The following is a 19760-nucleotide window of genomic DNA, read 5'->3' on the forward strand; positions in this document are numbered from 1 at the left end:
AACGGCGCCGCCTTGATTCCGATCAAGTGACGCGTTGTGCCACCTGACCCTGCGCACCCACCCGTGCCCGCCTGCGGCAGAGCCTAGCGCGAAGTGATGCCCGGTGTATACCGTTGCGGTGTCGCCCGCTTGTTCTGCCCCCGAGGGGACATTTGACGCAGATCAAGGTAAGCTCGGCCGCGCCGGGTCAAACCACCGGCGTCCGGAAACCCTTCGACTGCGCGAGTCGGAGGGGCATGGATGAACGAAGGGACATAGCATGTGGGATTACATCAAGCTCGCCGTACTTGGCGCTATCGCGGTTTTTGCCGCGATTGCCGCCAACTATGCGCGCGACCTCGCATACATGGTCAACGCCTTGACCGTGATGCTGGCCGCAGCCATCACATTCGTCTGGGTGCTGCGCCGCGCGGATTCGCCGCGACCGCAGCCCGCCAATGAATACCTCGACGGCGTCGTGCGCGCCGGTGTCATCGCGACAGCCTTCTGGGGCGTCGTCGGCTTTCTGGTCGGGGTCACCGTCGCCTTCCAGCTGGCGTTTCCGGCCCTGAACTTTTCCGAACTGGCGCAGGGCTACCTGAATTTCGGCAAGCTGAGGCCGTTGCACACATCGGCGGTGATCTTCGCCTTTGGCGGCAACGCGCTCCTCATGTCCTCGTTCTATGTGGTCCAGCGGACCTCGGCGGCGCGTCTCTGGGGCGGCAACCTCGCCTGGTTCGTGTTCTGGGGCTACCAGCTCGTCATCGTGCTGGCCGCGACGGGCTACATCCTCGGCGCGACCCACGGCAAGGAGTATGCCGAGCCGGAATGGTACGTCGACTGGTGGCTGACCGTGGTCTGGGTGGCCTATCTGGCCGTCTTCCTCGGCACGATCATCAAGCGCAAGGAACCCCACATCTACGTGGCGAACTGGTTCTACCTGTCGTTCATCGTGACGATCGCGATGCTTCACGTTGTCAACAACCTCGCCATTCCTGTCTCGGTCTTCGGGTCCAAGTCGGTGCAGGTCTTCGCCGGCGTGCAGGATGCGATGACGCAGTGGTGGTATGGACACAACGCCGTGGGCTTCTTCCTGACCGCGGGCTTCCTCGGCATGATGTACTACTTCGTGCCGAAACAGGCCGAACGCCCGGTCTACAGCTACAAGCTCTCGATCATCCACTTCTGGGCGCTGATCTTCCTTTATATCTGGGCCGGTCCGCACCACCTGCACTACACCGCGTTGCCCGAATGGGCCTCGACGCTCGGCATGGTGTTCTCGATCATCCTGTGGATGCCGTCCTGGGGTGGCATGATCAACGGCCTGATGACGCTTTCGGGCGCCTGGGACAAGATCCGCACCGACCCTGTCATCCGGATGATGGTGATCTCCATCGGCTTCTACGGCATGTCGACCTTCGAAGGTCCGATGATGTCAATCAAGGCGGTGAACTCGCTTTCCCACTACACCGACTGGACCATCGGTCACGTCCATTCCGGCGCCCTTGGCTGGAACGGCATGATCACCTTCGGCGCGCTCTACTTCCTCGTGCCGCGGTTGTGGAACCGTGCGGGCCTTTACAGCCTCAAGCTGGTCAGCTGGCACTTCTGGCTCGCGACCATCGGGATCGTGCTCTATGCCGCCTCGATGTGGGTGACCGGCATCATGGAAGGCCTGATGTGGCGCGAAGTGGATGCGAACGGCTTCCTCGTGAACGCCTTTGCCGACACCGTCGCCGCGAAGTTCCCGATGTACGTCGTGCGTGGCCTGGGTGGTGTCATGTATCTCACCGGTGCGATCATCATGGTCTACAACCTCTGGGCAACCGTCGCGAAGCAGCCGGCCACGGCCGATGCGCGCGCCGCGGTCCCGGCCGAATAAGGGAGGCCCAGAACAATGGCTATTCTTGAAAAGCACAAGTTCCTGGAAACCAACGCCACGGCCCTTCTGGTGGCATCGCTTCTGGTGGTGACGGTCGGCGGGATCGTGGAAATCGCCCCCCTCTTCTACCTCGAGAACACGATCGAGAAGGTGGAAGGCGTGCGGCCCTACACGCCGCTGGAACTGACCGGGCGCGACATCTACATCCGCGAGGGCTGCTATGTCTGCCACAGCCAGATGATCCGGCCGATGCGCGACGAGGTGGAGCGATACGGCCACTACTCTCTGGCGGCGGAGTCGATGTACGACCATCCGTTCCAGTGGGGATCGAAGCGCACCGGGCCGGACCTGGCCCGGGTGGGCGGTCGCTATTCGAACGAATGGCACGTCGACCACCTGACCGATCCGCAGTCGGTGGTGCCGGAATCGGTGATGCCAAAGTACGGCTTCCTGCTGGATCGCCTGATCGAGCCGGAGCACATCGCGGACCGGCTGTCGACGGATGCGCTGGTAGGCGTTCCCTACACCGAAGATATGATCGGGCAGGCCCAGGCGGACTTCGCCGCGCAGGCCGATCCCGATGCCGACACCGCAGGGCTGCAGGAACGCTACGGCTCCAGCGCCTTCGCGGGTGGCAAGGACGTGGTCGTCTCCAACTTCGATGGCCACGCCGGTGTGAGCGAGATGGACGCGCTGATCGCCTATCTTCAGGTCCTCGGCACGATGGTCGACTTCTCGACCTTCGAAAATGATCCGAACCGGTAGGAGGGGCGAATGGACAGCTATTCGCTTTTCCGGGAATTCGCCGACAGCTGGGCGCTTCTTGCGCTGGTGCTGCTGTTCGTGGGCGTCGTGATCTGGGCCTTCCGGCCCGGATCGCGAAAGGTGCACGAGGACGTGGCGAACATTCCCTTCCGACATGAGGACAGGCCCGCCCCCGCCGGCACGACCGGCGCGCGGGGTGAAGGAGGCGCAAGATGAGCAAGAAACCGACGACGACGAAGCCCCAGGTGGAGACGACCGGCCATACCTGGGACGGGATCGAGGAATACAACAACCCACTGCCGCGCTGGTGGCTCTGGACCTTCTACCTGACCATCTTCTGGGGTCTGGTCTACACGATCCTCTACCCGGCCTGGCCGCTGGTGGATCGCGCAACCCAGGGTCTTTGGGGCGGCAACCCGCGCATCGAGGTCGCTGCAGAGATCGAGCGGTTCGACGCAGCCAATGCCCCGATCGAGGCGAAGCTGGTGGCGGCCGACCTGACCGCGATCGCGGCCGATCCCGAACTTCTGGGCTATGCCACCAACGCCGGCGCAGCGGTGTTCAAGACCTGGTGCGCGCAGTGCCATGGTTCGGGTGCTGCCGGCGCGAAGGGCTATCCCAACCTGATCGACAACGACTGGCTCTGGGGCGGCACGATCGAGGACATTCACCTGACCGTGCAGCACGGTATCCGCAACACCGAGGACGCCGATGCGCGGTATTCGGAAATGCCGAAGTTCGGTGCGGATGGGTTGCTGGAACCCGCCCAGATCGACCAGGTGGTGCAGTATGTCCTGCAGATCTCGGGTCAGGACCATGACGCGGCGCTTGCCGGCGAAGGGGCCACGGTCTTTGCCGACAACTGCTCGGCCTGCCACATGGAAGACGGCAGCGGCGACCGCATGCAGGGGGCGCCAAACCTGACCGACGCGATCTGGCTTTACGGCGGCGACGCCGCGGCGTTGACCGAAACGGTGACGAATGCCCGCTTCGGTGTCATGCCCGCATGGTCCGGCCGCCTGAGCGAGGCCGACATCCGCGCGGTCGCGACCTGGGTCCACAGCCGCGGTGGCGGCGAGTAACGGAATCCGGCGGGGCAGAAATGCCCCGCCGGTGAAAAGCATCGGCGCCCCGTCCTGTTCGCGCGTTTCCTGGGGCGCCGATGCTCCAAATCACTGGGCGTGCCTGCGGGCACGCCTTTTTTGCGTATCCCGCTCTGCCCAGCGTGCCCGGTCCCATCCGCTGGAAGGACGCCGCGGCAATGGGCTGACAATAGCCTGCGACCTTTTGGACTTCAATTCGGGGTGGGGACGCCCTTACCATTGACCTACATCAAAGCCCTGAGTCGGCCCGGTGCCCTAATAGTCCGACGCGAACGGACAAACATATTCAGGAAAGTGAAGATGAGTGCCAGCGAAACGCCTCCGCCGCTCTATGCGGCGCGCGAGCCGATTTTCCCCCGCCGGGTCAAGGGCAACTTCCGGAGCCTGAAATGGGTTATCATGGTGGTGACGCTGGGCATCTACTATGTCACGCCCTGGCTGCGCTGGGACCGAGGGCCCAGCCTTCCCGACCAGGCCGTCCTGGTCGATCTGGCCAACCGGCGCTTCTTCTTCTTCATGATCGAGATATGGCCCGATGAATTCTACTTCATCGCCGGGCTTCTAATCATGGCGGGCCTTGGCCTGTTCCTGTTCACCTCGGCGCTTGGCCGGGTGTGGTGCGGCTACGCCTGCCCGCAGACGGTCTGGACCGATCTTTTCATCCTGGTGGAGCGCTGGGTCGAGGGTGACCGCAACGCGCGCGTCCGGCTCTGGAACCAGAAATGGGACCTCCGGAAATTTCGCCTGCGGATGACGAAGTGGATCATCTGGCTTCTGATCGGTCTCGCCACGGGCGGGGCCTGGATCTTCTACTTCACCGATGCCCCGACGCTCGCGCGCGATCTGATCACCTTCGACGCGCATCCGATTGCCTATACGACGATGGGCATCCTGACCTTTACCACCTTCTTTTTCGGCGGCTTCGCGCGGGAACAGATCTGCATCTACGCCTGTCCCTGGCCGCGCATCCAGGCCGCGATGATCGACGAGGATACGCTGGTCGTCGCCTACCGCGAATGGCGGGGCGAACCGCGCGGCAAGCTGAAGAAGGGTGAGCTTGATCCTGGGCAGGGCGACTGCATCGACTGCATGGCCTGCGTCAATGTCTGCCCGATGGGCATCGACATCCGCAACGGCCAGCAGTTGGAATGCATCACCTGCGCGCTGTGCATCGACGCCTGCGACGAGGTCATGGACCGTATTGGCAAGCCGCGCGGCCTGATCGGCTACATGGCGCTGAAGGACGAGGCAGCGGAACGCGCGGGCGGCCACCCCAAGCAACTCTGGAAGCACATCTTCCGGCCTCGGACAATTCTTTACACGACGCTCTGGTCTGCCGTGGGCATCGCCCTCATCGTGGCGCTTTTCCTGCGGTCCCCCATCGACTTCAGCGTGACGCCGGAACGCAATCCGCTGTTCGTCACGCTGTCGGACGGATCGATCCGCAACGCCTACGAGATCCGCCTGCGCAACAAGCATCCGGAGGATCGGCCCTTCCTGTTGTCGATCACCTCGGACGCGCCGCTTGCCCTATCGCTCGAAGGTCGGGAAAGCTATGTTGTGACCGTGCCGGCCGACGAAACGCTGACCCAGCGTGTCTACGTGACCGCGCCTCCGGGCAGCCGGGCGGCGGTGGCCGACCGCACCGCGATCCGTCTCTGGATCGTCGACCAGGTGAACGAGGACCGGGTTCACGTCAACACGGTCTTCAATGGAAAGGATCAGTGAGATGGCACAGGAATTCACAGGGCGGAAGGTTTTCGTCTTCATCGCCTCGGCCTTTGCGCTGATCATCGCGGTCAACATCTTCATGGCGGTCAAGGCGGTGTCGACCTTCCCGGGGCTCGAGGTGCGCAATTCCTATGTCGCCTCGCAGAACTTCGACCGCGAGCGGAAGGCACAGGAAGCGCTGGGCTGGACGTTGAGGGAGACCTATGCAGAGGGCGAGTTGCGGCTTGCCTTCCGCGACAGCGCCGGGCTGCCGGTTGAACTTGGTGACATTTCCGCCGTGGTCGGGCGTACGACGGAAGCGGCAGAGGACGTGACGCCGGCATTTGTCCACGACGGAACCGACTATGTCGCCGCCGTCGATCTTGCGCCCGGGCGCTGGATGGTCCTTCTCGAAGCCAGCGCCAAGGATGGAACGCGTTTTCACAAGCGCCTCGATCTATTCGTGAAGGACTAGTCCGCCCCATGTCGGCCTCATCCCTGTCGGCCTGTCCCGCCTGTGTTGCTGCGCCCTCGGCCGAAGCGATTGCCGGGGCGCGGGCCGAGAAGGCGTCGGGCATCGTCCTGTCGCTGCCCACCGCCCACTGCGCTGCCTGCATCTCGGACGTGGAGCGGGAACTCATGCGCGTGCCCGGCGTGCGTTCGGCGCGCGTCAACCTGACGCTGAAGCGCGTGAGCGTCGAGGCCGGCCCCGAGGCGACCCCCGCCCTGCTTGTCGAGCGACTGGGCCGCATAGGCTATGAGGCGCACGAGCTTGACCCCGGCCTTCTGTCGGTGACGGAGACCGACCGGCGCGGGCGCGACCTCTTGATGCGGCTTGGCGTCGCGGGCTTCGCGATGATGAACGTCATGCTTCTGTCCGTCGCAGTGTGGTCGGGGGCAGAGGCCGCGACGCGCGACCTGTTCCACTGGATCAGCGCGGCCATTGCCCTGCCGACGCTGGTCTTCGCCGGCCAACCCTTCTTTTCCTCGGCCTGGGCATCGCTCAAGGCGCGGCGGCTGGGGATGGACGTGCCGATCTCTCTGGCGCTGATCCTGTCGTCGGCGATCTCTCTCTACGAGACGATCGAGGGCGGGGAGCATGCCTATTTCGACGCGGCGGTGTCGCTCTGCTTCTTCCTGCTCGCCGGGCGCTACCTGGATTATCGCTCCCGCGCGGCGGCCCGCTCTGCCGCCGAGGAACTGGCCGCGCTCGAAGTGCCGCGCGCGGTCAGGATCGGTGCCGACGGCGATGAGACCGTTGCGATTGCCGACTTGCGCGCGGGCGAACTTGTGCGGGTCAAGCCGGGCGCGCGGATGCCGGTCGACGGGATCGTGACCGAGGGCGCGTCCGAGATCGACCGCTCGCTTCTCACCGGGGAAACGCTTCCGGTTCGCGTGAGCCATGGAACTGCGGTCAGCGCGGGCGAGGTCAACCTGACCGGCCCGCTCGTCGTGCGGGTGACCGCCGCGGGGAAAGATTCGTCGCTGCACCGGATGGCCGATCTTGTCGCCGTCGCGGAAAGCGCCCGGAACCGCTATACCTCGCTTGCTGACAGGATGGCGCGGGGCTATTCCCCCTCGGTTCACATCCTGGCGCTGGCGTCCTTTATCGGCTGGATGATCCAGTCGGGGGGCGATGTGCGCCTGGCGGTCAACGTGGCTTCCGCCGTGCTGATCATCACCTGCCCCTGCGCGCTGGCGCTCGCGGTGCCGGCGGTGGTGACGGCGGCATCGGGCCGGCTGTTCCGGCGTGGCCTGCTGATCAAGGACGGCACGGCCCTGGAGCGTCTGGCAGAGGTCGATACCGTCGTGTTCGACAAGACCGGGACACTGACCATGGGCACGCCGCGCCCGGTGGCCCTTGAACAGCATGCGGAGGCGGACCTGCGGCTTGCCGCGGCGCTGGCCTCCGGGTCCGCGCATCCGCTGTCGGCGTCGCTGTCATCGGCGCTGGCCGAACTGGGGATCGCGGCCGCCGAGGTCGCGGACTTGCGCGAGGTTCCGGGCGAGGGGATGGAGGCGACCTTCGCGGGGCGCCGCGTGCGCCTTGGCCGCGCCGACTGGACCGGGGCGGAGGCGCGCGATGCGACTGCGACCTATCTCGATGCGGGCGACGGCAAGCCTGCGCGGGCCTTCGTCTTTGCCGACAGGCTGCGCCCCGGTGCGGCGGCGGCGGTCGCCGCGCTGAAGGCAGGCGGCAAGCGTGTCGTGCTCCTGTCCGGCGACAGTGCGGCGCCGGTCGAGGACATGGCCCGGACGCTCGGCATCGAGGAATGGCGCGCCATGGTCCGGCCCGAAGAAAAGGCGGCCCATGTGGCAGCACTGACCGCGGCCGGCGCCCGCGTGCTGATGGTGGGCGACGGTCTGAACGACACCGCCGCCCTGGCCGGCGCGCATGTGTCGATCTCGCCCGCCTCGGCGCTGGATGCGGCGCGGGTGGCCTCCGACATCGTGCTCTTGGGCCAGGACCTTCTGCCGATCGCCGACGCGGCCCGGCTGGCGGTGACGGCACGGCGGCGGATCAAGCAGAACTTCGCCCTGTCCCTGGCTTACAACGTCGTGGCGGTGCCGATCGCCCTGGCCGGGCTGGCGACGCCATTGATCGCGGCGCTGGCCATGTCCACGTCTTCGATCACCGTTTCGCTCAATGCGCTCAGGTTGAGGTGACGCGATGGAGATGCTCGTCTACCTGATCCCGGCGTCCCTGTTCCTGGGCGGGGTCGGCCTTCTGGCCTTCCTCTGGGCGCTGAGAAGCCGCCAGTTCGAGGACCCGGAGGGTGACGGACAGCGGTTCCTGTCCGACGACTGGGACAAGCGGCCCAAGCCCTGACCGGGCCGGGCCGCGCAGGTCGGCATCAGGGGGCGATCACCGCGCATTCGGCGCTGCGGGCGACAAGCCGGCGGCAGGCCAGTTCAGCGGTTTCCTCGGTCATTCCGACAAAGTTGGCGTCAAATCCGCCGCGGGCGGGAACAACCTTGCGCAGCGCCTCGTCAAGCGTGTTCATCTCCATCAGCGCGGTCTGGAGCAACCGACGCTCGGCCTCGTACCGGCTGGTGTAGTTGCCGACATTGATCGCCCACTGACGCCCACCGGATGTCGAGACGCGCGTGACCACCTCCAGGGGGGCGCTATCCTGCGACGGCGGCAGGTCGGCGGCGGCAAGGATGACTTGCCCCGGCCGCGCCTGCGGGATCGGGGTCATCGCCGGTGTGGTATCCATGGCGACGACCGCGGCTTGCACCGCGGGCTCCGACGGCACGTCGACACCCTTCGCGAGAGCGGGCTCGACCATGGCCGGCGCGGCCGCTGCAAGTTCCAACTCGGCCTCGGGTTCGGACTGCACCGACGAACCAGGGCGCGCAACGGGGCGAAGCACCCCTTCGGTCAGGGGCGCCGCGGCCAGAACCATCACCTCTGCGGTTTCCGGGGCATCGGTCGCCGTAGCCGCCTCGGCGACGGTCACCACTTCGGTCTCTTCGGCGGGACGGGCGACGGGCTGCACGGCGTCCGGGTCTGCCGCCTGCGGGGCTACGGTTGCCAGCGCCGCGACCGTCGCCGCGGCAATGTCGGCTGCGGCCGGCCGGGGCTTCTCGGTTTCGGTCGCATGCACCGCCTCGAGCACGGAATCGATGTTTTCCTGCATCGCAAGCAGAAGTTCTTCGGGTGGCACGACAGGGGATGCGCCCGGCAATGGTCGCGGCACGGGCTTCTTCGCGGTCTTGACCGCGCCGGAGACCCGCAGGATCTTGCCCGCACCGCCGGCTTCGCCGTCGCCCGGTGCGCCGCCATCGGCGACGGCATAGTTGGGCGTGGATGGTTTCTGGACGACGGCACGGTTCGGCGCCTTGCCGAAGCCGATGTCGAGCAGTTGCGCCACCCGTTCGTTGCGCTGGGCGGTCGAGGTGCCCCCGAACACTGTCGCGATGATCCGCTTTCCGTCCCGCTCGGCCGAGGCGACAAGGTTGAAACCCGCCGCCACGGTGTATCCCGTCTTGATCCCGTCGGCCCCCTTGTAGGCATCGAGGAAGCGGCGGTTGGTGGAGGCGACCTTGGCAACGCCGGCATCCGCCCAGCGGCGCGAGAACAGGTTGTAGTACTGCGGATAGTCGTAGAACAACTGCCGCCCGAGAATTGTCATGTCATGGGCGGTGGACAGGTGCCCCTCGGCGGTCAACCCGTTCGCGTTCCTGAAGGTCGTGTCCGACATACCCATCGCCCGCGCCGTGCGCGTCATCCGCTTCGCAAAGGCGGCCTCGGACCCCTCGATGGCCTCGCCGATCGCGGTCGCGGCGTCGTTGGCCGACTTGATCGCGGCGGCGCGGATCAGGTAGCGCAGGGCGATCTTCTGGCCGGGCTTCAGACCAAGCCGGGACGGCGGCTGCGATGCGGCGTGTTTCGACACGGTCACCTTGGTGTCGAGCGAGATTTCTCCACGCTCGATCGCCTCGAAGGCGATGTAGAGCGTCATCATCTTGGTGAGCGAGGCCGGATGCAGGCGCGTATGCGCATTCTTTTCGTGCAGGACTTCGCCCGTGCGCGCATCGATCACGTAGTCGGCGTAAGGCGCTGACATCGCGGCGACTGGGGCCAGCGTCAGGAGCACCACAATCAAGAGTCGATGGATCGGCCCAAGAATCCACTGCCCGGAAAGGGTGGTAACGTCACTGCCCATGTCCTGCCTCGGTGCCCCGGTTTTTTGGTGGAGCTTCTGCTTCGTGCCAACGATAGCACATGGATTTCGCTGCGCAAAACCCCAAATCCGAGACTTTCTGAGATGTTGCAGAGAAATCTTCCCTTGCCCGTCCGGCAATGTGCGGTCGTCGCGACTCATCCATTGATCGCCCCGAGAAGCGTCGGCAGGGCGCCCAGATCGCCGATTTCGCGAAAGCGGGGATGATCTTCGGGGGCTTCGGCATGCTCCAGCGCCCAGGTCAGGCCATGCGGCACATGAATGCCCCAGGCGCCGGCTTCGATCGCCGGGACCACGTCGGACTTCATCGAGTTTCCAACCATCATCGCGCGCGCCGCCCCGTCGCCATGGCGGGCGAAGATCGCGGCATAGACTGACGGTGTCTTCTGCGACACGATCTCCACCCCGTCGAACAGGTCGCCCAGGCCGGATTGCGCCAGCTTGCGTTCCTGATCCAGCAGGTCGCCCTTGGTGACGAGCAGCAGGCGATAGTCTCCGGCAAGGGCATCGACCGTTTCGCGTGCGTGCGGCAGAAGCTCGATCGGGTGTGCGAGCATCTCCTGCCCGGCGGCGATGATCTCGCGGATCACGCGGGCCGGAACGCGGTCTTCGGTTACCTCGATCGCGGTCTCGATCATGGAAAGGGTGAAGCCCTTGATCCCGAAACCGTAGCGGCCGACATTGCGCCGCTCGGCGGCAAGCAGGCGATCGCCGAGGTGGGCGGGATCGGCGAAATCGGCCAGAAGTTCGCCGAAACGGCTCTGCGTCAGCCGGAAGAAACGCTCGTTATGCCAGAGCGTGTCGTCGGCGTCGAAGGCAACGGTGGTGACGGGCCGCATCTGATCCTCCCCGCCGATTTGATAGCGCGCCGCTGCGGATCGTGGCAATCGCTCCGATTGCACACTTTTTTCCCGTCGGCCAAGCGATTATATTCGCAGTCTGAACCCCGATGGCCGAATCCCGCAGGAGCAGTCGCGTGACCCTTCGTCCCTTCATCATGTCCGACCGAGAGGGCGGCCGAGATGGCGAGACCTCGGTCATCACCAAGACGAAGCCGAAGACCAAGCGGCCCCCGATGTACAAGGTCCTGCTGCTGAACGACGATTACACGCCGATGGAATTCGTTGTGCATGTGCTTGAGCGGTTCTTCGGGCTGAACCATTCCCACGCGTTCGAGATCATGCTGACGGTGCACAAGCGCGGGCTTGCGGTGGTGGGCGTCTTTTCCTTCGAGGTTGCGGAAACGAAGGTCGCTCAGGTCATGGATTTCGCGCGCCGCCACCAGCACCCGCTCCAGTGCACGATGGAAAAGGAATAGGGCGGCAAGCCCGACATCATGAGCCAGTCGCGACTTTCCCTGGCGCTTGAGGGCGCGGAGTTGCCTGACGCGGGAACCGTCGTCGTCATGGGCCCGAAAGGCGATGCCGACCTTTCAGCCTTGCCCAGGGACCGCGTTCGCATCGTGCAGGGGTTCCGCCGGGATCACGACGCGCTGAAGGCGCGGGGATTTGCGGTCTCTCCCGTCCTCGAGGGGCGGCACGCCGCGGCGGTCGTGTTCCTGCCGCGCGCCCGGGCCGAGGCGCGCGCGCGCATTGCCGACGCGGTCGCGCATCTTGCCGAAGGGGCGCCGGTCTGGGTGGACGGGCAGAAGACGGACGGGGTGGACAGCGCGCTGAAGGACGTGCGCGCGCGGGTAGCCGTTGCCGACGTGGTCGCGAAAGCGCACGGCAAGACCTTCCGTTTCGCCGCGCCGGGGGGCGGGAGCCTTGAGGACTGGCGCGGCCTCGAAACCCGGCCCGCGCCCGGCTTCGTGGCGGTGCCGGGCGTCTTTTCCGCGGACGGAATCGACAAGGGATCCGAGGCGTTGGCGGCGGCGCTGCCGCGCGACCTGCATGGCGTCGTGGCCGATCTGGGCGCCGGCTGGGGCTGGCTCGCGGCCCGGATTCTGGAGCGGGACGGTGTGCGCGAACTGCATCTGATCGAGGCGAGCCATGCCGCGGTCGAATGTGCCCGCAGGAATGTCACCGATCCGCGCGCGCGGTTTCACTGGGCGGATGCCACGCGGTTCAGGCCCGAACGCCGCTTCGACGTGGTGGTGACCAATCCGCCGTTCCACACCGACCGCGCGGCCGACCCGGCGCTGGGCGTCGCCTTCATCCGCGCCGCCGCAGAGATGCTGACGCCGTCCGGCATCCTCTGGCTGGTTGCGAACCGGCATCTTCCCTACGAAAAGGCGATGGCGGACGCTTTTCGCGACGTGGCAGAGGCGGGCGGCACCGCCGGCTTCAAGGTGCTGCGCGCCGCGCGGCCGATCGCGCCTGCCGGGGCGGCGCCTCGTCGCGGGCGGTGAATTCGGCTAGTCTCCACCCGGGAATCACGAACAGGGAACGACATGACCCTCTCCATCGCCGGCAAGACCGCGATCGTCACCGGCTCTGCCAGGGGGATCGGCCTTGCCATCGCCCGGCATTTCGTCGATCTGGGCGCCAACGTGATGTTTGCCGACATCGACGAGGCGCGGCTTGAATCCGAACTGGGCGAAGAGGCGGAGGGCGAAGGCCCCTTGCGCTACTTCGCCGGCGATCTCAGCCAGAAGCTGACGGCCGCGAACCTCCTGTCTGCCACGGTGGACGCCTTCGACCGCATCGACATCCTGGTGAACGCGAACCGGGATTTCGCCACCACCGATCCGCTGAACCCGGACGATCCCGCCTTCGAGATGCTGATCCGCCAGAACATGCTCTGCGCCGTGCGCCTGAGCCAGATGGTCGCGCGGCGCATGATCGCACAGGCCGAACGCAACGGCCAGGAGGAAGGGCAGGTGGGCGCGATCGTGAACGTCACGACGCTCGCCGCGCGGCTGGCGCAGCCCGAACTCCTCGGCGTATCGGTGGCAAGTGCGGCGATGGAGCAGGCCACCCGGTCGCTGGCCGTAGCGTTGGCGCCCCATCGGATCCGCGTCAATGGCGTGGCCTTTGCCAGCGTCCTGAGTGCGAGCCTGCAATCCGCCCTGCGCGAAAACGGCGGCTGGCGCGACAGGATCATCGACGCAACGCCGCTCGGCCGCATCGCCGCGCCGACGGAGATTGCCGAAGCCGCACTCTACCTCGCGTCCGAGGCTTCGGGCTTCGTGACCGGGCAGATCCTGACGCTGGACGGCGGGCGCGGCCTGATCGACCCGGCGGGGGTTCCGGCCTACTGACCTACTCCGGGTAAAGCCGCCGGCATTCCGCCACCGCCGCCATGGCCGTATCGGCCAGCGCGGCGCGGCGCGACTTCAGGCCGGCAAGCTTGCGGGCCTCTGCCTCGGGGTCGATGGCGACGGGTTCGCGCACGATGTCGGTGTAGGGTTCCCAGCAGCGGGTTCGTGGGCGTATCGGGTCATACGGACCGTCGTAGCACCGCACCCAGGCCCAGCGGGTGACCTCGCGGCGCTCATAGGCGTAGCCGCGCGCGATGTTTGCCTCGGTCTCGGCGATCAGGCTGTCGAGCGCGCGGATCTCCCGCGTGGCGTTGCGCACGCAGGTGTCCTGCGCGGAGCAGGCAGCAAGGGCGAGGGCGAGCAGGAGGGCAGGGGCAATACGCATGGCGGTTCCTTCACTCCGGCGCTGCACAGGCGGGATGGGTGGCCAGAAGGGTGGCGCGGCGGTCGCGCAACCCTTCCAGCTTGCGCGTCTCGGCCGCGGGGTCGATCGCGACGGTCCGGGTGCGGTCGGTTCCGTCCGAACAGAAGCTGACCCCGACGTGGCTGCGCGCCGACCCGAGGCAGAAGTTGAAGCCGCCCGTCGCGGCGACCCGTTCCTCGCGATACCCGGTGTCGAGGGCGCGCCGGGTTTCCGCGATCAGCCGGTCGAGCGTTCGCAATTCGCGCGCGGTTCCGCTGTCGCAGCCGGGCGGTGCCGGCGCGGCGCAGGCCGCCAGGCAGAGGATCAGGGTCACTTCGGCAAGTTTTCTGGGCATGGGGCGACTCGTTCGGTTTCAGGATCAAGGATACCCCACGCGATGCCAAGTCCAAACGGTGCCTGCGAGACTTGCCGCAACTGGCAGCGCGGCTGCAAAGCTGATAGGCACGGCACCGGACGAGGAGGGCCGGAAGATGAACAGTTTCGACGAACGCAAGGAACGGGCCTCGACCTGGTTTCGCGCACTGCGCGATGACATCGTCGCAGCCTTCGAGGCACTGGAGACTGCACATGCCGGGGGCGGCCGCGAACCCGGCCGCTTCGAGGTGAGCGAGACGCGGCGGGCGGGCGACGGCGGCGGCGGGTTGATGAGCGTCCTGCGCGGCGGCGCCGTCTTCGAGAAGGTCGGCGTCAACGTCTCGACCGTGCACGGTGTTCTGGGAGAGCGGGCACAGAAGGCGATGGCGGCGCGCGGGGTTCCCGGCATGGCCCAGGATCCGCGGTTCTGGGCGTCCGGCATCAGCCTGGTCGCCCACATGCAGAACCCCCATACCCCCGCCGTGCACATGAACACGCGGATGTTCTGGACGCCGCACGCCTGGTGGTTCGGCGGTGGCGCGGACCTGAACCCCTGCATCGAGTACCCCGAGGACACGGCGCATTTCCACGCGATGCTGCAGGCCGCCTGCGATGCGCACGATCCGGGATACTACGCGCGGTTCAAGGACTGGGCGGACGAATACTTCTTCGTGCCCCATCGCGGCCGTGCGCGCGGCGTGGGCGGCATCTTCTACGACGACCTGAACACCGGCGACTGGGAGGCGGATTTCGCCTTTACCCAGTCTGTGGGGCGGGCGTTCCTTCCGGCCTTCGTGCCGGTGACAGAGCGCCGGCTCGGGTCAGCCGCAACCGAGGCCGACCGCGAGACGCAGCTGGTGCATCGCGGGCTTTATGCCGAATACAACCTCGTCTACGACCGCGGTACCAAGTTCGGCCTCGAGACCGGGCACGACGCCAGCGCGGTCCTGATGAGCCTTCCACCGGTCGCGAAATGGCCGTGAGGGCGCGGACCTAGGGCGCCGGAACAATCAGCGCCTCGCCGAGAAGCTCGGCAAAGGTCCGGGCGCAGTCCTCGGCGATGCGGGCGGGATCTTCGGCGGGGAAGGCGGTGGCGACGATATCGGCGGCCTCCGGTCCGGTGGCCGGCTCTTCCAGCACGGCCCAGATGACCCGGGCGCCGTGGTTCAGCCGGAACAACCCGCGCCCATCGCTGTCGGCAACGTAGTGCAGGCCGTCGATGGTCGTTTCGGTCAGCCCCTCGGCGCGGACGTAGCGGCGTTCGGGGTGGTAGACCCGGTTCGCTTCATCGACCGCGGGCGCATCGCTCGACACGTCGAGTGGCGCCGCGACCCTTGGCGCGGGGCGGTTCCAGCGCGGAAATTCCTGCGCCAGAAGGGCCGCCGCCTCTTCGGCGGACCCGTAGGTCAGCGTGGCCAGCGGCACCTGGCTTGCCAGCGCCTCGAACGCGCGCATGATCCGGCCGGAATGCAGGTTGCGGGCGAAGTTGCGGTCGATGACGCTTTCGAATGCTTCGGCGCGGGACAGCGGGCCAAGCTGCGGCGGCTCCCCCTCGCGCCGGTCAAGCCGGACGATGGCGCCGATGGGCATGCGCGTGCCATGGGCGGCGAGGTTCGGGACCTCGAGGTACTTGTAGCGGTCGTTGCCGGGGCCGGGATTGGCCGCCGCCCAGGTCCGGAACGCGGACGAAAACCCGGCCGGCACGGGCAGGCGGACGCGGGGAAGGACGCCGGTCGCGATCCCTTCCACGGTGCCATCGGCGGCGATCGTGATCGGCAGCACATCGTCGCCGAAGACGCAATGCCCGGCGTGGCCGAGAACGGCGGTCAGCACGCTTTTGCCGGCGCGATGGTCGTTGGGAAAGATCACCAGGCGACCGGCGAACGCGACCGCGGCCCCATGGAGGCAGAAGAGCGAATCGCTTGCGCGCACACGTTCCAGCGCCAGATCCGCGATGACATCACAGACGGCGTCGACGGCGTCCCATTCGTGCGCTGGCTCCGATCCGTGCAGGTCATGGACCAGGTAGCGGTTCGCGCCCGCGCCCGTGATCCGGATGCACGCGTCAGCTTCTCTCGCCTCCTCCAGAACCTCGAACCGCCAGTGCGGCATGACCGCGCCAAGCACGGGCAGCAGATCGTCAGCACCGTCCATCAGGATCGTCTGGCCCAAGCCCTCTAAGCGAAGGGCCAATTGCCGGCGCCTGGCGGTGTGCAGCCGCTTCAGCCGCATGGGGGCGAACCGTCAGTGCCGGACAGGCATTTTGCCTGGCCCACTCGGCACGAGGACCTGAGGTGGGATGCCGCCCTGGATCGGTCCTGGCCGCTGTGCATGATCGCTCCTCATCCGGGTGATGCGACGGCATCGGGGGCGCCGAGGTCTGTATGTCTTGCGCTGCAGAGGCTAGGCGGCGCCGGAAATCGTGTCAAAGCACAAAAATCGTGTGACCTGCCCGCAGAAGACGAAACGGCGTGGCGCCGTTCGCCCACCGGCAATGCGCGGCCGCAGACGGGCCCGCGACCGCGCCATCCCGAAAGGGATCAGTTTTCGCCGGGCTGGGGCGCGGGGTCTGGTGTCGGCTGGGGCGTGGGCGGTTCCTTGCTGCCGCTCGGTTTTGAGGCCGACGAGGGCTTCGAGGCCGACGACGGCGAAGAACCGTGGCCCTTGCGCTTCTTCCCTTTCTTGTGCGACCGGGAGGCACCCGAACGCCCTTCCGAAGACGACTGGCCCGCCTCCGCCGCACCGAGGGCGGTGACTGCGGGCACGGAGTAGGCGGAGAGAGCAATCAGGCCAATCCGTGCAAGGGCACGCCGGCGCGACAAGGTCTTTTCTGACAGTTCTGACATGAAACTTCCCTACATTTCGGCATCTTCTTGACGCCATACCTTTAAAAAAGGGTGACCTTTGGGGCACCCGTCCGGAAAGATCAGGAACAAGCATGGCTAAACCATGGCGATAAAATGAATTAAAAAAACAACCTAAAGATGTTTTGTTCCGGCAGTCTGTGCTTCGGGCTTGGTTGGTCCAAGTCGGCGCATCGGTGAAAAAGAAAGGGCGACCTGCGCGGCCGCCCCGTCATGTGTCGATGACCTGCCCGGCTTGCGGCAAGTTGCCAGCCGATGCGCAGGCGCTGCCGCCGGCGACAGGGACGCTGCGCCCCGCCCGCGCGGACCCTGACCCTAGTTGGAGCCCGCCGCGCAGTCCGAGCCGTCGTCCTCACCGCAATCGCGGGCGGGCTGGGGCCTACGGTCCGGATCGCTTGGCCCGCTGCGTTCGTCGCGCACGATCTTTTCCTTCTTGGGTTCAGGGTAGGAGACCGTCGTGGCGTAGCTCAGCGACGTGACCGCGGGAACGGTGTAGGCGCCAAGCGCCAGAAGCCCCACCCGGGCCAGCGCGCGCCGGCGGGACAAAAGAGATTTCGACATATCGGCCATTCTGAAGCCTTCCCCTTGGGTTGAAATGCTGCGACCGACGTGCGGCCTGCGGGGAAGCATCGGCGCCCAGTTGGACTTAACCATGACGGGAATGGGTCTAATTCGCGTTCAACCGCCGCGAATGGCATCCAGCATGCGTGCCACGTTGTCGGGGTCGGCGTCCGGGGTGATGCCGTGGCCGAGGTTGAAGATATGGGGACCATTGGCGAAGGCGCGCACGACGCGCCGCGTCTCTTCCGTCAACCTGTCGCCGCCCGTCACCAGAAGTGCGGGGTCGAGGTTGCCCTGCACGCAGCCGTCGGTCTGGACATGCGCTGCCGCCCATTCGGCCGAAACGGAATTGTCGATCGCGACGCAGTCCGCCCCCGTCGCGCGGGCGAAGCCGATGTAGCGGTCTCCCGCTTCGCGCGGGAAGGCGATGACGGGCAAGCCCGGGTGGCGCGCCTTCAGCGCGGCGATGATGCGGCGCGCGGGTTCCAGCGCGAAATCGGTGAAATCCTGGCCTTTCAGCGATCCCGCCCAGCTGTCGAACAGCTTGATGACCTCCGCCCCGGCCTGCACCTGGGCCGAAAGGTATTCGACCGTTGCGACGGTCAGAAGGTCGATGAGGGCGGCGAAGGTGGCGCGGTCCGCGGACTTGAGCGCGTGGGCCGGGCCCTGGTCGGGCGTGCCGCGCCCGGCGATCATGTAGGTGGCCACCGTCCAGGGCGCGCCCGCAAAGCCGATCAGCGTGGTTTCGCGCGGCAGTTCCCGCGACAGGATGCGCACGGTTTCATAGACCGGGGACAGTCGGCCATGGATGTCGTCCTTGCCGCCGAGCCGCGCGAGATCGGCGGGCGTGGTGGTGGTGGAGAGCCGCGGCCCCTCGCCCGTCTCGAACCAGAGATCGGCACCCAGCGCCTGCGGCAACAGAAGGATGTCCGCAAACAGGATCGCCGCGTCGAAGCCGTAGCGGCGGATCGGCTGGAGCGTGACCTCGGCCGCAAGGTCCGGCGTGTAGCAGAGCGACAGGAAATCGCCCGCCTGCGCCCGCGTGGCGCGGTATTCCGGCAGGTATCGGCCGGCCTGGCGCATCATCCAGACCGGGGGAATGGCCTGGGTTTCGCCGGCCAGCGCCTTGTGGATGGTCTTCGTCATCAGGCTCTCCTTCGCCCCCTTCATCGCCGCCTGCGACCGGATGTCAAGGCGAAGTCGGGGTGCGCCCCATTGCGCGGCCAATGTGTCGCGGATATGCCGGAGGCATGACAAAGCCCGATGCACAAACCCCGCTGAAGATCGGAACCCGTGGCTCTCCGCTGGCACTCGCGCAGGCGTTCGAGACGCGCCGGCGCCTGATGGAAGCCCATCGCCTGCCCGAGGACGCCTTCGAGATCGTCATCATCAAGACGACGGGCGACGACCGGGCGATGATCGCGGCGGACCGCCCGCTGAAGGAGATCGGCGGCAAGGGGCTTTTCACCCGCGAGATCGAGGACGCGCTGCTGTCGGGCAGGATCGACATCGCGGTCCATTCGATGAAGGACATGCCGGTCGCGCAGCCCGCAGGGCTTGTGCTCGACTGCTACCTTCCGCGCGAGGATGTGCGCGATGCCTTCGTGTCGCGCGATCATGCCTCGATTGCCGATCTGCCCGCGGGCACCGTCGTCGGGTCTTCGAGCCTGAGGCGGCGGGCGCAGCTTGCCAACCGGCGGCCGGACCTGGCCCTGGTGCAGTTCCGCGGCAACGTGCAGACGCGGCTGAAGAAGCTTGAGGACGGCGTGGCGGCGGCGACCTTCCTCGCGATGGCCGGGCTGAACCGTCTGGGCATGAGCCACGTCGCCCGTTCGGCCATTTCCCCGGAGGAGATGTTGCCCGCGGTGGCGCAGGGCGCCATCGGGATCGAGCGGCGGCAGGCGGACGCGGCCGCCAACGATCTTCTGGCCGCGATCCACGACGGGCCGACGGGCGAACGGCTTGCGGCGGAGCGGGCGTTCCTGGCTGCACTCGACGGGTCGTGCGAAACGCCGATCGCCGGGCTTGCGGTCCACGAAGGCGGCGGCCTCTGGCTGCGCGGAGAGATCCTGCGCCCCGACGGGTCGGAGGCCATCGCGGGGGAGCGGCGGCTTGCGGTGTCCGACGCGGCAGAGGCCGGCCGCGACTTGGCGCGCGACCTGCTGGCACAGGCCGGCGCGGGATTTTTCGACTGGCGCCAGGGCTGACGGCAGGGGCCGGCGGGC

The 19760-nt window shown here is 66.9% G+C and carries 20 protein-coding genes; 13 read left to right on the forward strand and 7 right to left on the reverse strand.

Annotated elements, in window-relative coordinates; all coding sequences use genetic code 11:
- The first annotated feature begins 259 nt into the window (after positions 1-259).
- From ccoN to ccoS, 8 genes are all read left to right on the forward strand, one after another.
- Positions 260-1861, forward strand: coding sequence for a cytochrome-c oxidase, cbb3-type subunit I (gene ccoN / locus N5I32_RS18135; RefSeq protein ID WP_261497356.1), 1602 nt, complete (start codon positions 260-262; stop codon positions 1859-1861).
- Positions 1862-1876: 15 nt separating this feature from the next.
- Positions 1877-2626, forward strand: coding sequence for a cytochrome-c oxidase, cbb3-type subunit II (gene ccoO, locus N5I32_RS18140; RefSeq protein ID WP_261497357.1), 750 nt, complete (start codon positions 1877-1879; stop codon positions 2624-2626).
- A gap of 9 nt (positions 2627-2635) precedes the next feature.
- Positions 2636-2842: a cbb3-type cytochrome c oxidase subunit 3 gene (locus N5I32_RS18145; RefSeq protein ID WP_261497358.1), complete on the forward strand. Its 207-nt coding sequence runs from the start codon at positions 2636-2638 to the stop codon at positions 2840-2842.
- Complete coding sequence (gene ccoP / locus N5I32_RS18150; protein WP_261497359.1) at positions 2839-3708, forward strand: cytochrome-c oxidase, cbb3-type subunit III; 870 nt, start codon at positions 2839-2841, stop codon at positions 3706-3708. Before N5I32_RS18145 ends, ccoP begins: the two co-directional genes overlap by 4 nt.
- Positions 3709-4029: 321 nt before the next feature.
- Positions 4030-5457: a cytochrome c oxidase accessory protein CcoG gene (ccoG, locus tag N5I32_RS18155; protein ID WP_261497360.1), complete on the forward strand. Its 1428-nt coding sequence runs from the start codon at positions 4030-4032 to the stop codon at positions 5455-5457.
- A 1-nt stretch (position 5458) separates the two neighbouring features.
- The gene (locus N5I32_RS18160) at positions 5459-5914 is read left to right on the forward strand and encodes a FixH family protein (RefSeq protein WP_261497361.1); all 456 of its coding nucleotides are present in this window, start codon (positions 5459-5461) and stop codon (positions 5912-5914) included.
- An 8-nt stretch (positions 5915-5922) separates the two neighbouring features.
- Positions 5923-8106: a heavy metal translocating P-type ATPase gene (locus tag N5I32_RS18165; RefSeq protein WP_261497362.1), complete on the forward strand. Its 2184-nt coding sequence runs from the start codon at positions 5923-5925 to the stop codon at positions 8104-8106.
- Between the two features lie 4 nt (positions 8107-8110).
- The gene (gene ccoS, locus N5I32_RS18170) at positions 8111-8269 is read left to right on the forward strand and encodes a cbb3-type cytochrome oxidase assembly protein CcoS (protein WP_261497363.1); all 159 of its coding nucleotides are present in this window, start codon (positions 8111-8113) and stop codon (positions 8267-8269) included.
- Positions 8270-8294: 25 nt separating this feature from the next.
- On the opposite strand, the gene N5I32_RS18175 is transcribed toward ccoS, so the two are convergent.
- Together N5I32_RS18175 and N5I32_RS18180 are read right to left on the reverse strand one after the other, a co-directional pair.
- On the reverse strand, positions 8295-10112 hold the full coding sequence (locus N5I32_RS18175; RefSeq protein WP_261497365.1) for a serine hydrolase: 1818 nt from the start codon (positions 10110-10112) through the stop codon (positions 8295-8297).
- A gap of 155 nt (positions 10113-10267) precedes the next feature.
- Positions 10268-10969 carry an HAD family hydrolase gene (locus tag N5I32_RS18180; RefSeq protein WP_261497366.1) on the reverse strand — a complete coding sequence of 234 codons (702 nt, stop codon included), beginning with the start codon at positions 10967-10969 and terminating at the stop codon, positions 10268-10270.
- Positions 10970-11127: 158 nt separating this feature from the next.
- On the opposite strand from N5I32_RS18180, the gene clpS reads away from it, so the two are divergent.
- The 3 genes from clpS to N5I32_RS18195 are packed head-to-tail and all read left to right on the forward strand — an operon-like array spanning position 11128 to position 13332.
- Positions 11128-11448, forward strand: a complete 321-nt coding sequence (clpS, locus tag N5I32_RS18185; protein WP_261497467.1) for an ATP-dependent Clp protease adapter ClpS — start codon at positions 11128-11130, stop codon at positions 11446-11448.
- An 18-nt stretch (positions 11449-11466) separates the two neighbouring features.
- Positions 11467-12480: a class I SAM-dependent methyltransferase gene (locus tag N5I32_RS18190; protein WP_261497367.1), complete on the forward strand. Its 1014-nt coding sequence runs from the start codon at positions 11467-11469 to the stop codon at positions 12478-12480.
- A 42-nt stretch (positions 12481-12522) separates the two neighbouring features.
- A complete protein-coding gene (locus tag N5I32_RS18195; RefSeq protein WP_261497368.1) occupies positions 12523-13332 on the forward strand; it encodes an SDR family NAD(P)-dependent oxidoreductase in 810 nt (269 codons plus the stop codon).
- A 1-nt stretch (position 13333) separates the two neighbouring features.
- Here N5I32_RS18195 and N5I32_RS18200 read toward each other — a convergent pair whose 3' ends face one another.
- Both N5I32_RS18200 and N5I32_RS18205 read right to left on the reverse strand, forming a co-directional pair.
- Entirely contained in the window at positions 13334-13717 is a 384-nt protein-coding gene (locus N5I32_RS18200; RefSeq protein WP_261497369.1) for a hypothetical protein, read from the reverse strand.
- Between the two features lie 10 nt (positions 13718-13727).
- Complete coding sequence (locus tag N5I32_RS18205) at positions 13728-14090, reverse strand: hypothetical protein (protein ID WP_261497370.1); 363 nt, start codon at positions 14088-14090, stop codon at positions 13728-13730.
- A 136-nt stretch (positions 14091-14226) separates the two neighbouring features.
- On the opposite strand from N5I32_RS18205, the gene hemF reads away from it, so the two are divergent.
- Positions 14227-15093 carry an oxygen-dependent coproporphyrinogen oxidase gene (gene hemF / locus N5I32_RS18210; protein ID WP_261497371.1) on the forward strand — a complete coding sequence of 289 codons (867 nt, stop codon included), beginning with the start codon at positions 14227-14229 and terminating at the stop codon, positions 15091-15093.
- A 10-nt stretch (positions 15094-15103) separates the two neighbouring features.
- Here hemF and N5I32_RS18215 read toward each other — a convergent pair whose 3' ends face one another.
- From N5I32_RS18215 to hemE, 3 genes are all read right to left on the reverse strand, one after another.
- A complete protein-coding gene (locus N5I32_RS18215; protein WP_261497372.1) occupies positions 15104-16303 on the reverse strand; it encodes a PqqD family protein in 1200 nt (399 codons plus the stop codon).
- Between the two features lie 986 nt (positions 16304-17289).
- A complete protein-coding gene (locus N5I32_RS18220) occupies positions 17290-17544 on the reverse strand; it encodes a hypothetical protein (RefSeq protein WP_261497374.1) in 255 nt (84 codons plus the stop codon).
- Between the two features lie 108 nt (positions 17545-17652).
- The gene (gene hemE / locus N5I32_RS18225) at positions 17653-18684 is read right to left on the reverse strand and encodes a uroporphyrinogen decarboxylase (RefSeq protein ID WP_261497468.1); all 1032 of its coding nucleotides are present in this window, start codon (positions 18682-18684) and stop codon (positions 17653-17655) included.
- A gap of 101 nt (positions 18685-18785) precedes the next feature.
- On the opposite strand from hemE, the gene hemC reads away from it, so the two are divergent.
- Positions 18786-19742 (forward strand): hydroxymethylbilane synthase, encoded by a 957-nt coding sequence (gene hemC, locus N5I32_RS18230; RefSeq protein ID WP_261497375.1) that lies wholly within the window; start codon positions 18786-18788, stop codon positions 19740-19742.
- Positions 19743-19760 lie beyond the last annotated feature (18 nt).

This window comes from Albidovulum sediminis, from assembly GCF_025380365.1.
GTDB classification, from domain to species: Bacteria; Pseudomonadota; Alphaproteobacteria; order Rhodobacterales; family Rhodobacteraceae; genus Albidovulum; species Albidovulum sediminis.